The 12,692-nt window shown below is 74.0% G+C and carries 9 protein-coding genes; 5 read left to right on the top strand and 4 right to left on the bottom strand.

What is annotated here, in order from left to right:
• Nucleotides 1–110 precede the first annotated feature (110 nt).
• Genes AC5L34_RS22560 through AC5L34_RS22550 form a run of 3 tightly spaced genes read right to left on the bottom strand, consistent with a single transcriptional unit; the run spans nt 111 to nt 2,772 of the window.
• Nucleotides 111–1,103, bottom strand: a complete 993-nt coding sequence (locus AC5L34_RS22560; RefSeq protein WP_494826847.1) for a hypothetical protein — start codon at nt 1,101–1,103, stop codon at nt 111–113.
• Nucleotides 1,100–2,485, bottom strand: coding sequence for a hypothetical protein (locus AC5L34_RS22555; RefSeq protein WP_441175090.1), 1,386 nt, complete (start codon nt 2,483–2,485; stop codon nt 1,100–1,102). The genes AC5L34_RS22560 and AC5L34_RS22555 overlap by 4 nt, the downstream gene beginning before the upstream one ends.
• Nucleotides 2,467–2,772: a DUF6403 family protein gene (locus AC5L34_RS22550; RefSeq protein WP_088998970.1), complete on the bottom strand. Its 306-nt coding sequence runs from the start codon at nt 2,770–2,772 to the stop codon at nt 2,467–2,469. Before AC5L34_RS22550 ends, AC5L34_RS22555 begins: the two co-directional genes overlap by 19 nt.
• Before the next feature lie 151 nt (nt 2,773–2,923).
• Here AC5L34_RS22550 and AC5L34_RS22545 point away from each other — a divergent pair, with 151 nt between their 5' ends.
• Together AC5L34_RS22545 and AC5L34_RS22540 are read left to right on the top strand one after the other, a co-directional pair.
• Nucleotides 2,924–3,718 (top strand): class I SAM-dependent methyltransferase, encoded by a 795-nt coding sequence (locus AC5L34_RS22545; protein ID WP_441175089.1) that lies wholly within the window; start codon nt 2,924–2,926, stop codon nt 3,716–3,718.
• A gap of 193 nt (nt 3,719–3,911) precedes the next feature.
• Nucleotides 3,912–4,688 (top strand): hypothetical protein, encoded by a 777-nt coding sequence (locus AC5L34_RS22540; protein WP_441175088.1) that lies wholly within the window; start codon nt 3,912–3,914, stop codon nt 4,686–4,688.
• A gap of 144 nt (nt 4,689–4,832) precedes the next feature.
• Here the strand turns inward: AC5L34_RS22540 and AC5L34_RS22535 are convergent, their stop codons facing one another.
• Nucleotides 4,833–6,443 (bottom strand): DUF4153 domain-containing protein, encoded by a 1,611-nt coding sequence (locus tag AC5L34_RS22535; RefSeq protein WP_441175087.1) that lies wholly within the window; start codon nt 6,441–6,443, stop codon nt 4,833–4,835.
• Between the two features lie 1,024 nt (nt 6,444–7,467).
• Between AC5L34_RS22535 and AC5L34_RS22530 the strand changes: the two genes are divergently transcribed.
• The 3 genes from AC5L34_RS22530 to AC5L34_RS22520 are packed head-to-tail and all read left to right on the top strand — an operon-like array spanning nt 7,468 to nt 12,496.
• A complete protein-coding gene (locus tag AC5L34_RS22530) occupies nt 7,468–8,553 on the top strand; it encodes an endonuclease domain-containing protein (RefSeq protein ID WP_441175086.1) in 1,086 nt (361 codons plus the stop codon).
• Entirely contained in the window at nt 8,550–9,245 is a 696-nt protein-coding gene (locus AC5L34_RS22525) for a hypothetical protein (protein ID WP_441175085.1), read from the top strand. The genes AC5L34_RS22530 and AC5L34_RS22525 overlap by 4 nt, the downstream gene beginning before the upstream one ends.
• Nucleotides 9,242–12,496 (top strand): helicase HerA domain-containing protein, encoded by a 3,255-nt coding sequence (locus tag AC5L34_RS22520; RefSeq protein ID WP_441175084.1) that lies wholly within the window; start codon nt 9,242–9,244, stop codon nt 12,494–12,496. Before AC5L34_RS22525 ends, AC5L34_RS22520 begins: the two co-directional genes overlap by 4 nt.
• The last annotated feature ends 196 nt before the right edge of the window (nt 12,497–12,692 follow it).

The following is a 12,692-nucleotide window of genomic DNA, read 5'->3' as shown; positions in this document are numbered from 1 at the left end:
AGACTTAATGTCACTCTGACAGAAACGGCGGACAGGTGTCGGCTTTCAGCAGCAGCCGATGCCCGACGGCAGGGGCGCGCCCCGCCCGTTCACTTCCCGGCGACGGGCGGTCAGCCGCCGGAGGGCGGGGCGCTGCGGCTGCGGGCGCCCTTCGGGCGGGCTCCGTTCCCGGCCGGCGATTCCGTCAGCGTCGACGCCCGCCGGCTCAACGCGTCGACCCGCTCGACGAGTCCGCGTACGGCGTCCTCGTCGGCCGCGTCCACGGCCGCGACGCGGTCGAGCAGCGCCGCGTAGTCCGACGTCAGCGCCAGGTATTTCCTGCCGAACGCCTCCTCGGCGCCGCTGACGTAGGCCTGGCGTTGCGCCCGGGCGTACCGCTGGTCGAGGTCGATGATCTGCTGGGCCAGCACGGCCGCGGCGGCGCCGAGCGCGCCGCGGGCGTCGGCGTTCTCGTCGCGGCGGCGGCGACGGGCGTCCGCGAGTCGGCCCGCGCGGCGGCCACCGACGTAGAGCACCGTCGCCCCGGCGACGACGGCCACGATCGCGGCGCCGGCGAGCAGGAAGCGGGGCAGCGACGGGCTGATCGTCCGCGCGCCGTCGGGGACGGTGCCGGCCTTCACCAGCAGGTCGTAGTTGACGGTGACGACCTTCAGCGCCTCCAGGGGGCGGTCGACGAAGGTGTCGACACCCCGGCTGATGGTCATCTCCGCCACGAAGGCCCGGCCGAAGTTCCCGTCGTCGCGCCCCGGCAGCAGCGCGCAGCCGTAGGTGTCGTACTCGTCGGAGTCGCGGCTCATCACCAGCACGACGGTCCCGTCGGCGGCGCGCTCGACCTGGCGGCAGCCCTGCCTGAGGTCGGCGCCCGGCTCCAGCATCAGCACGACCAGCCGGCGGTTGCCGATGATCCGTTCGGCCGCCGCGCGGTCCAGCTCGACGCCCGGTGCGACGTACACGGACGAGGCGCGCACGTGCCGGGCGACCGGACCGTCCAGCACCCCGCCGGTCCACAACGCCCAGCCGGCCAGCACCAGGCAGGCCAGGACTGCGATGCCGAAGGGCGTGCCGAACAGGTCACCGAGCCGACGTCGTACGGACGGGTTCATGACAGCCTGCCCCGGAGGTAGAGGTCCGGGCGGTAGCTGGTGATCCCCAGCGTCCGGGCGGCGTCGTCCAACTCCTCGGACGCCTCGTTGAGCAACGTACGCGCGTGGCGGTCCGGCAGCTCCTCGTCCAGCGCGGCGCGGGCCGCCTGGAGCTTGACGACGCCCCGGGTCAGCGCCGGGTTGCTATGCGCGTCGGTGAGCAGGGACATCTCGACGGCGAGCGCGGTGAGACCCGCCAACCGCGCGGGGGTGCCGCCCCGCCCCGGGTCGCCCCGCCGGACGCCGGCCCCGTCCGGCCGGCGCAGCGACCGGACCGAGAGGATCAGGAACGCCGCCACGCAGCCCGCGAAGATCCACGGCAGGGCCGGCAGCGCCACCCGCAGCGGATCGATCGGCCGGTACGGCAGCGGACGGTCGAACAGCCCCGAGTAGCGCAGGTCGGTGACCCGGTTCAGCCAGGCCGTCAGCACGTTGCCCTGCGGGTAGTCGTAGCGGCTCAGCCGGCCGGCGAACTGGCCGTAGAAACTCGCCCCGGCCAGCTCCGCGAAGTCGTCCGCCGCCGGCCCGTGGTATTCGATCCAGAGCCCGTACATCACGACGACCGGCGTGCCCGGGAACAGCTCGGCCAGCGCCGGCCCGTACCGGGGCACCGGCTCGCCGAACGGCTGCGCGGGCAGCGCCACGTACCGGGCGCCGTCCGGAAAGGCGTTGCGCGCGGCTTTGTCGGGGACACCGGTCAGCGTGGCCCCGGCCCCGAGGTGCAGGCCGGTGGCCCGCAGGTCGGCGGCGACGGCGGCCAGCTCCCGCTCGGTCGGGTCACGCCACCGCAGCTCGTCGTGCTCGGGCGGGTCGGGCGCGTCCCGCAGCGCGGCGATCAGCCCCACCAGCAGGTTCGTCACGTCGGCGGTGGCGAACTGCGCCCGCCAGTCGGGCAGCGTGTCGGCCACGGCCTGGTAGATGCCGCCGCTGACCTCGGTGCCGATCACCCGGATGGTCGCGTTCTCCACGTCCCGCACCCGGTCACGCTCGTCCTTGTCGAGCCCGGGCGGCGCGACCAGGATCCGGACGGGGCGGTCGCCGGCGGCCTCGCGGACCCGCTGCTCGTTCCAGCGTGCCGTCGAGCCGGGCAGCCGCACCACCGGCTCGGCGGCCACCAGCGCGGTCATCTCGTCCACGGAGGGCACGCTCGCGTCGCTCAGCTCACCCGCCGAGCCCTCGTCGATCTTCGCCGTGGCGGCCGGCGACCGGCCGTAGCTGACGTCGACGCTCTGCCGCTGGGCGAGCAGGAAGACCACCAGGACGACCACGGCGACGCCGAGCAGCGACCACCGCAGCAGCTCGTACTGGTAGTGCCTGCGGGGTGTCACTGGTGCGTGCGCCACAGCCGGTCGGCCTCCCTCGCGTGTTGCGCCGCCGCGCGGGCGGCGGAAGCCCCGCCGCGCCCGGCGGCCATCGACTCGGCGCGGGTCAGCAGCCGCTCGGCCTGCGGCACCCGGGTCGCCGCCGCGTCCCGGCTGACGGCCGCGCTGTCGATGGCCGCGCGCGCGGTGGACCAGGCCGTCCGGCGCTCCCGCTCCCGTGCCCGCCACCTCGGCAGCAGGGCCGTCGCGAAGCCCGCGCCCACCAGCAGGAGGCCGCCGACCAACCAGACGAGGAGGGTGTGGGACATGCGCTCCAACCATCGGACGAGGGGTACGGGGTGCGCGCGAGCTGTCGGGGCCGGCAGGGGTACGACCGAGTCTGGCTGATCGAGTCGAACCGGCGCGAACCGGCCCCGGCGGTCGAGGCGCGGCAGACGACCTGCGTCGTATGGTTTGCGCATGACGCACCCCGTCTGGGCGGATGGCCGGGTCTACGAGGCGTACGTGGGCCGGTGGAGCCGTCCCGTCGCGGGGGAGTTCCTGCGGTGGCTGGCCGTGCCACCGGGCCGCCGCTGGCTGGACGTGGGCTGCGGCACGGGCGCGCTCACCTCGACCGTGCTGGCGGTGGCCGACCCGGCGTACGTCTCGGGCGTCGACAGCTCGGCGGGCTTCGTCGCGTACGCCCGCGCGGCCGTCCGCGACGAACGGGCGGCCTTCCAGGTCGGCGACGCCCGGGCGTTGCCGCTGCCCGACCGCTGCGTCGACGTCGTGGTGAGCGGACTCGCGGTCAACTTCGTGCCCGAGCCGGCGCGCGCCGTCGCCGAGTTCGCCCGGGTCGTCCGGCCCGGCGGGGTGGCCGCCGCCTACGTGTGGGACTACGCCGGCGGCATGGAGTTGATGCGCCACTTCTGGGACGCCGCCGCCCTGCTCGACCCGGCCGTGGCCGAGCGGGACGAGGGACGCCGGTTCGCCGTGTGCGACCCGGATTCCCTGCGCGGGCTGTGGACCGACGCGGGCCTGACGGCGGTGGCGCTCCGGCCCGTCGACGTGCCCACGGTGTTCGCGGACGTCGACGACTACTGGACGCCGTTCCTGGGCGGGCAGGGCCCCGCCCCCACGTACGTCGCCTCCCTGACGGCGCCGGACCGCGCCCGCCTGCGCGACCTGCTGTCGGCCCGCCTGCCCGTGGCGCCGGACGGCTCGGTCCGGCTCACCGCCCGGGCCTGGGCGGTCCGGGGCACGGCGCCGGCCTGAACACCCGCAGGTGCGCGTAGCCCTCGCGGGCCGGAGCGCGCAACCGGATGATGCCGTCCGGCTGTCCGCTTCGAGACCCAGCGGTACTCGCCGCCGACGGCGTCGGTCAACCTGATCCGTGACGCCGGGTGTCGTGCCCGTCGTGGAGATCGGAGGACCGATGAAGGCCCGTTTCCGATGGCGGTCGACCCGCATGACGCTGTTCGCGGCCCTGGTCGCCGCGCTGGTCGCCGCACTGCTGCCCGCCTCGCCGGCGCTCGCGCTGCCCTCCGGTAGCGGCTGGTCGGCCTCGTGGAGCTACTACCATCCCACCGCCTACCAGTACGCCGGGACGCTGCCCGGTGTCCGGCTGACCGGTTATGCCACCGACAACTCAGGCACCAGCACCACGGTCGGTACGATCGAGGACACCGCCGACGACGGCCGCTGCGCCAGGGTGATGCTCTACGCCAACGGCGTCGGCTACGTCGCCGACCGGACCACCTGCGGCAGCGGCAGCTACCTGACCTACTCCACCGGCAGCTACAGCCAGGGGCTGCTGGTGATCGTCTATCGGATGGTGGCGGGCACCACCACCCACGACAAGGGCTTCGCGATGTTCGTTCCCGGTTCGTCCGCCGATCCGGAGATGCGCACCGTGGGCACCGGCGCCAGTTGGTCGTACTACACGTCGACGGCGTTCCAGTACACCGTCACCCGTCCCGGCGTGCGGCTGATCGGCTACGGCGTCCACCAGTACACGGACCAGCGCTCCTCGCTGAACACGGTGGAGAAGACCGCCGCCACGGTCGGCTGCGCCACGGCCAAGGTCACCGGCGGTGTGTCCACCAGCGGCGGCACCTGCGTCAACGGCGGCAGCACGTCCTTCTCCCGCTCCGACCTGACCAACAACCTGGAGGCGTCCGCCTGCTACCAGCCGGTCCCCGGCACCCGGCGCTGCCTCGCGGTGAGCATCCCCGAGCCCTGGTGACCCGACCGGCACCCGGTGGACGCACCCGGCCACCGACCCGGCAGTCCAGCCGTCCCCGGAGCGACCCGGGGACGGCTGCTGCTGTGACCCTGACGCGACGACGACGCCGACGCCCTGATCGCCGAGTACCGCGACGCGGGTCCGTCAGCGGCGGCGCTTCGGCAGGTCGAACTGGTCGGCGGCCCGGCAGTCGCGTGGACCGCCGACCGCGCCCGGCCCGGCCCGGTCGAGCGCCGCGCGTGCCCGGACCCGGCCCAGGTTCCAGGCGTACCAGGGGTCCGGCTCGTCGAGGTCCTTGGCGATCCAGCTCAGCGTGCAGCGGCGCACCGGATCGGGCAGGCCCGCCAGGGCCGGCGTCGCGTCCGCCGAGAGCGCCCGCAGGTACCAGGCGTCGATCTTCCCCGTCTGCTCGTACCGGGCGATGTTGCGGCGGGCGGCGTAGTCCTCCGGGTTGAGCACGGCCAGGCCCAGCAGCATCACCACGGCGAGCGCCACGGTGGTGCCGGGGATCCAGGCCCCGCGCCACCTCAGCCCAGCCACCAGGATCATCAGGAACACCGTGCCGAGCAGCAGCTCGAACGCCATCACGAAGAGCCGCTCGCCGGTGAAGCTGTAGACCTTCTGGTACGTGTACATCCGCGACAGCGCCGACACCACGATGACGAAGCTGAGGGCGCTGAGCAGGCCCAGCAGGACCCGCAGCAGGTGGCGCTCGACGGCCCGGTCCCGTCGCGCCCAGCGGGCCACCCCGCCGAGCACCGCCAGCGTCAGCAGGGTGACGACGACGAGCTGCCAGAACCCGCTGCGCGCGTACTCGGCGTAGCTGAGGCCGGCGGTGCGCAGGACGTGCCGCTGCCCGCCGAACAGGACGGTGAACTGCACCGCCACGAAGCCGCCGAAGAGCAGCGTCAGGGCGCTGATGACGGGAGCCCACTCCACGACGCCGAAGCGGCGCGTGCCGGGCCGGTCCACCGTCGACAGGTCGGGCGGCGCGGCCAACGTGTAGACGGCGGCGACGGCGCAGAGCCCACCCACGGCGGCGAGGAAGACCCAGCGGAACGCCGTGCCGACGTTGACCTCCGGGATCAGCTCGCCGAGCATCACGGAGAAGGCGCCGTCGGCCGAGGACAGCAGCGCGCCGAACACGATCAGGGCGACGATGGTGGCCGCGGCCGATCCGACGACACGGCGGACCAGGCCGGGATTCGCCGGGGCGTGCAGGTGACCACGCACCCACGGCAGCCCCCGGAACGCCGCGAACGGCGCCGCCACCAGGCTGAACAGGATCGAGCGGACGAGCCGGCCGCCGACGATCGCGAGGGTCGCGCACGCGAGGGCGCCGAGCACGCAGAACGTCACCAGCCACCACGCGTTACGGAAGGCCAGGACCGACAGCAGCGCCAGGGACGCCGCCGCCCAGCCGGCGCGGATCCGCCGGTCGGCGCGCGGCAGTTCCGCGCCCGTCCGCCGGACCGCGAGGACCACCGCGACGGTCAGGGCGAGCCAGCCGAGGAACCAGCCGATGCCGGTGCGGGTGAGCGGTACGAAGAACGCCAGCCCCAGCGCTCCGGCCAGGATCGCGGCCGGTACCGCCCGGTCCCGGGCCGGCGCCGGCCCCGGCCAGCGCGTGTCGAGGAACGACGGCGGGCGCGGGACCGGCTGGTAGCCGCGGTACGGCGCGGGCGCGCCGGACGGCACCCCGATCCGGTACGGCGCCGGCAGCGGCGCGGCGGCGGGCTGCTGGGCGATGGTCACGGGCGTACCGGCGGCGGATGCGCCGCTGCCCGCCCACGTGCCTGCCGGTGCTCCGGCGGCGGGCGCCGTCTCGGTGGTGGGCGCGGTCCCGGTGGGCGCCCCGGTGGTGGGCGCAGTCCCGGGTGAGGGCGCGGCCTGGTCGGCAGGCGCTGTCTCGGCGGGCGCTGCTCCGGTGGCGGGTGCCCTGGTGGTCGGCGCCGTCCCGGCGGCGGGCCCGTTCCCGGTCTGTCCGGCGGGGGCGGCGGCCGATGCCGCGTCGATGGTGGCTGACGGCGGGCTGACGGCGTCGGATGGCGGCTCGGTAGCCGGTGCCACGGCGTCCGCCGCCCTCACGGAGGCGGTCTGCGTGGGGATGCTCGCTCCCGGCTGGGCGGGGACTGTGGGGGCCGGCGCGGCCGACGCCTCGGCCGACCTGGCGGCGGGGACGGACGGTGCCGGGGCCGGCGGGTCCGCGGCGGCCGGCATCAGCGGGATGAACACGGCGTACCCGCGCGTCCCGGGCGGGATGCTGACGGGGATCGCCCAGGCGGGCGCGCCCTCCGCCCCGGGCCACACCATCGGAGGCGGCGCGCCCTCGGTGGGCGGCATGACGAGCAGGTACGGCGTCGCGTTCCCGGGATCGTCGCTGGTGTCGCCGTGCGTGTCGCCGGTTCCCGGAGGGCCCGGCACCGGTGGTGGCTGGGTCAAGAACCCCTCCTCGATCGAACGGTCGGCACACTGTACGGCCGACTCCGGCCCGCCGCCGCCCCGTACGCGCCCGACGCGAGCAACTCGCGTCCGTGCCTGGGCGCGGCTGAGGATCCTCCCCACAGACCATCGCCCGCCTGAAGCCCGGCGCGGCCGGACCAGTGGTGATCAGGACGCCACGGACCCTGAAACCGCCGGGTGACGTCCCTAGCGTCCTGATCACGAGCGGGAAAGCGGGGGAGAGGGTGGGGGGCGTAGACGAGCGCAGCGGCGCAGGCCCGGGTGACCGGATCGGGCGGGCGGCACGCCCGATCGATCCTCGGTAACGTGCTCGGCCATGGCCAGTGGCGTACCTCCCGGCAAGTGGTGGGAAGCCCTTCCACCACAGAAGGTCAGCCACCTGCCCGGCATCGACGCCGAGCTGCTACACGTGGGACTCGATCCGGCACCGGTCGCGGCTCCGGTCGTCGTTCGGTACCGCGTACCGGCCCGCGGCGGCTTCACCGACCTGCTCGCCGCCGTCCTGGACGAACTGGACCGGGCAGCGCTCACGCTGTTTCCCCGTTGGCTGCCCGGCGCCGAACGGCTCGACGGTTCCGGCACGCTGGGCGCCGCGGCGGTTCGGTCCCTGGCCTCGCGGGCCGCTGCACGCTCCGAGCACTTCGGCCCGTTCCTGGCCGACCTCGCCGAGCGCGCGCTGCGCGGGGAGAACCGGCAGCACCGGCCGCGCTTCCCGGCAGAGGTACGGGCTGCCGGCCTGGCCCGCGTCATCGCCTCCGCGTACGACCGTGACGGGTGCGTCCTGCTGGTCGGCCTGACCGACGAACTGACGACGGACACCGAACGCGCGTTGGTCGCCGCCGCCGAATGGCTGGTGCGGCACGGCCGCCTCACCGTCTGGCTGGCCGGGCGGGAACTGCGGACGGTCGACCGGGTCCGGTCGGTCCGGGTTGCACTGCCGTCGAGCCTGGCCGAGTTGGCGGTGCAGACGGGTCGGGTTCCCGACACCGTCCGCGAGCCTTTGCCGGCGCTGACGTTCCCGCCACTGTCCGGGGTGCCGCGCGGCGACAGCACTGCTGAGCAGGCCCTGGAGCTGGCGCTGGCACCGCACGAGTGGGCCCGGGGCCGGCGCTGGAACCACACGTACGACTGGCACCTGCTCGGCGAGACCTACCGCCTGGATCTCCTCTGGCCGGCCGAGGGACTTGCGGTCGAGGTGGACGGCCCGGAACATCGGGAACGAATCAGATTCGCCAACGACCGGCGACGTGACGTGCGGTTGCAACTCCTCGGGCTGGACGTGCTCCGGTTCACCAACGAGCAGGTGCTGTCCGACGTCCAGGCCGTGGTCGGCATGATCCGGCAACTGCTGACCCGTCGTCGCCGGACCGGCGCGCACCCCCACACAGAAGAGGCACCATGACGAGCACGGCGGACCTTCCCCAGCTGACGCCCAACCAGATCAACGCGCTCGTGGTGCTCATGGTCGAGGCCCGCGAACTGACCAACACCGAGCTGAAGGAGCTGGCCGGGTTCAGCCTCACCCGTGCCGACAACGCCAAGCTCGTCACGCTCGGCCTGGTCCAGACCGACCGGTCGCACCGACCCTTCTCCCACGAGCTGACCGACGAGGGGTGGCGGGTGGTGCGGCAGTTGCACGCCGGCGCCCCGCCCGCGCGCAGCGGCTCGGCCACCCGTTCGCTGTTCACCCTGCTGGCCGGCCTGCACCGCTCGCTCAGCCGGTTGGGGCTGAGCCACGCCGACTTCTTCACGCAGCAGTCGGTCGCCCCGGACCCGGCGGCCGGCTCGACGCCACCCGGCGCCGCGTCGGCACCGGTGGCCGCGGAGCCGGAGGCCGTGGAGGCCCTGATCCGCGCCGCCTATCGCGAACTCGCCCGGGAGCCGGGAGCCTGGGTGGGGCTCGCCGACCTGCGCGAGCACCTCGGTGGGCAGGACCGCGCGACCGTCGACGCGACGTTGCGCGCCATGGTCCACCGGGACGGCGTCCGGATCATCCCGGTCGCCAACACCAAGTCGTTGACCCCCCGGGACCGGGCCGCCGCGGTGCGCATCGGGGACGAGGAGAACCACACCCTGGCGATCGGCCCGGCATGATCGCTGAGGACGTACGGGCCGCGCTCGAGGCGGTCAGTCTCAACCCGGCGGTCACCCCCGACGACGTGTGGCGACCCAGCCCGCACGACGTGCCGGAGCTGCACGAGAAGGTGGTGGCGGAGATCCTGCGCGGGGTCGGCAGGGCCCGCACCGACGACACCACAGTGCCCCTCGGGGTGGCCATGCAGGGGCGCGCCGGTGCCGGCAAGACGCACCTGCTCGGAGCGGTGCGGGATCGGATCCAGCGCGAGGGCGGCTACTTCTTCCTGGTCGACATGGTCAGCGGGAAGACGTTCTGGGAGAGCGTGGCGCTGGCCCTGGTCGAAGGCATGGGGCGGGACGCGTTCGGCTGGGGCACCCAGCTGCGTACGTTCCTGCGTCGGCTCACCGCTCAGCTCGGCATCCCGGCGGAGGTACGCGACGCGGTCGCCGGCACGCAGCCGGTCACCCGGGAGCACCTGGACACCTTCGTGCGAGCCCTGCGGACGCGCCACCGCGAGATCGGCCGGGACTGCCAGGACACCGCCCGGGCGCTGGTCCTGCACGGCGCGCTCGACTTCGAGGCACAGGACGTCGGCTACGCCCACCTGATCTCCGAGCCGGGTGACCCGGCCGGCCGTACGACGTGGGGGCTGACCCCGGCGATCCGTACCCCGCAGCAGATCGTCCAGGATGTCTCGCGGCTGATGGCGCTGACGCTGGACCCCACGGTGATAGCCGTCGACCAGCTCGACACGCTCTTCGCCCAGACCAGCACCGCGATGTTCGACCAGTACGCCGGGCTGGAGGACGCCCAGGCGAAGGTCGTCGGGCCCATCGCCGACGGTCTGCTGAAGCTACGTGACGTCACCCGCCGGACGCTGATCGTGGTGTCGTGCCTGCCGGACACCTGGGAACTGCTGACCAGGAGCGCGCCCACCCCGGTCGGCGACCGGTTCCGGCAGGCGACCCTGCCCGACCGGATTCCCACCCCCGAGATCGGTCGGGCCATCGTCGCGAAGCGGTTCACCGCGGCATTCGCCGGGCCGCGTTTCGCACCGCCGCATCCGACCTGGCCGATCAGGCCCGAGGCGTTCGCTGACGCCCCGGCGTTGACGCCCCGGGCGCTGCTGCGCCGCGTTGACCGGCACGTCGCCTGGTGCCGGGACCGGGACGAGGTGACCGAACTCGACCGCCTCATCGAGGTGGGCGACCACGTCGCGGGCGTGCCCGAACCGTCAGGCGGAGGCACCACGGTCGGCCCGAGGGCGGCAGGCGAGACAGTCGCCGGCGACGATGCGTGCCTGCGGCGGCTCGACGACCGGTTCGCCGAGCTGGTGGCGGGGGCCGACGTGACGGCCGCGCTCGATCCGCGGACCGAGGACGCACAGATGCCGACGCTCCTCGCGGCCGGCCTGGCGGCCTGGATCGCCGAGCAGGCTCCAACCGGTGCCAGTTACAAGTACGACCCGCCGCCCGGCCGCAAGCCGGCGCTGCACGGGCGGCTGATCGAGGTGCTGGACGAGGCCACCGAGAACGAGGCGCACTGGTGTCTTCGCGGGATCTCGCATCCGAACGCGATCGCGGTGACCGCCAGGGTGAAGGCGGCCTGCACCATGGCGGGCCTCGACCGTGCGTTGCCGCAACGGCGGCTGGTGCTGCTGCGCAACGGCCCGTGGCCGACCGGCAAGCGTACGGCGGAGGTGTTGGCGGCCTTCGACGCGGCCGGCGGCATCCGCTGCGGCGTCGAAGAGGGGGACCTACGGGTTTTCGCCGCACTTCGTGAACTGAGCGGCGAACCGGCCTCCGTTCTGCGGGAGTGGCTGGTGGCGCGCCGCCCGGCCAGCTCCACGCAGCTGTTCGCAACGATCCTTGGCGAATCCGCCGGAGCGACCCGTGCGGAGACCGGGCCGGCCGCCCGCTCAGGCGGGCCGGCCGCCGGGGTGGGCGGCGAGGACGACGCGCGGGTCGACGGCGGAAGGGCCTCGGCCGACGGAACCTCGATCCTGTTGGGGCGGACCACCGACGGGGCGCGGCCCTTCGCGGTGGACCTGGAGTCGCTACGCCGGCACACAGTGATCTTCGCCGGCTCCGGCTCCGGCAAGACCGTGCTGATCCGGCGACTGGTCGAGGAATGCGCGCGGGAGGGCGTGTCCGCGATCGTGCTCGATCCCAACAACGACCTCGCCCGCCTGGGCGATCCCTGGCCGCAACCGCCAGCCGGATGGGGCCCCGGCGACGCCGAGCGGGCCCGCGACCACCTCGACCACACCGAGGTGGTGATCTGGACGCCCCGGGTCAACGCCGGTCGACCGCTCACCTTCCAGCCGTTGCCGGACTTCACTCCTGTCCGCGACTCACCGGACGAGTTCGACCAGGCGATCCGCTCGACGGTGGAGGCACTCGCCCCGCGCGCCGGGGTGGACCGGCCGACGAAGGTGGCCCAGCAGGGCAAGGCCGTGCTGACCGAGGCCCTCCAGGCGTACGCGAGGAGCGGAATGGTGGGCCTGCCCGGCTTCACCGACTTCCTCGCCGAGTTGCCCGACGGGGTGAGCCGGTTGAGCCGGGCGGAGAAGCTGGCCCAGGACCTGGCCGAGACCCTGAAGGCCGCCATGGTCACCGACCCGTTGTTCGGCGGCGTCGGCGCCCCGGCCGATCCGGGCCTGCTGCTGACTCCCTCGCCGGGCCGTCGGGCCCGCATCTCCGTGATCAGCTTTGTCGGGCTCACGTCGGACCAGGAACGGCAGGGCTTCGTCAACCAGCTCCAGATGGCCCTGTTCGCCTGGATCAAGCGGCACCCGGCGGGCGAGCGGCCCCTGGGTGGGCTCTTCGTGATGGACGAGGCGCAGACCCTGGCCCCGTCGACCGGGCAGACGGCCTGCACCGCCAGCACGATCGCCCTCGCCTCCCAGGCCCGCAAGTACGGGCTCGGGCTGGTCTTCGCCACCCAGGCGCCGAAGGGACTGCACAACCAGATCTCCGGCAACGCCACCACGCAGTTCTTCGGGCTGCTCAATGCTCCCGCGCAGATCGACGCGGCCCGTCAGTTGGCGGAGGCCAAGGGTGGCCGGCTGCCCGACATCGGCCTCATGCAGAGCGGCCAGTTCTACGTGGCCGGAGAGGGATTCGCGTTCGTCAAGGTGGACACGCCGATGTGCCTGTCCCACCACCCCAAGGCGCCGCTCAGCCCGGAGGAGGTCGTCGCCAGGGCCGCCTCGGCACACTTACGCCCGGAACGCAGTCATTTGCCGGACGCGACGGCCGTCCGATGACGGACAGGACGTAAGCCTCCTGTCCGACGCACTGTTGTAGCAGGTGAGAGGCGTGAGGATGGCGGGCCACATCCCATCCCTCGGGCCCGGCGGGGACAGCATCGTCCCGGCCGACACCGCCATCACCGAGCCCGGCCCCGCGACGGCCCCGGCGTAGTGCAGCGCCGGCCGCCCACGCACCGCGAGGCCGCGCTCC

This window comes from Micromonospora sp. ZG13 (assembly GCF_059359355.1).
The sequence above is the reverse complement of the archived record's forward strand: the minus strand, read 5'-3'. Positions and strand labels throughout refer to the sequence as shown.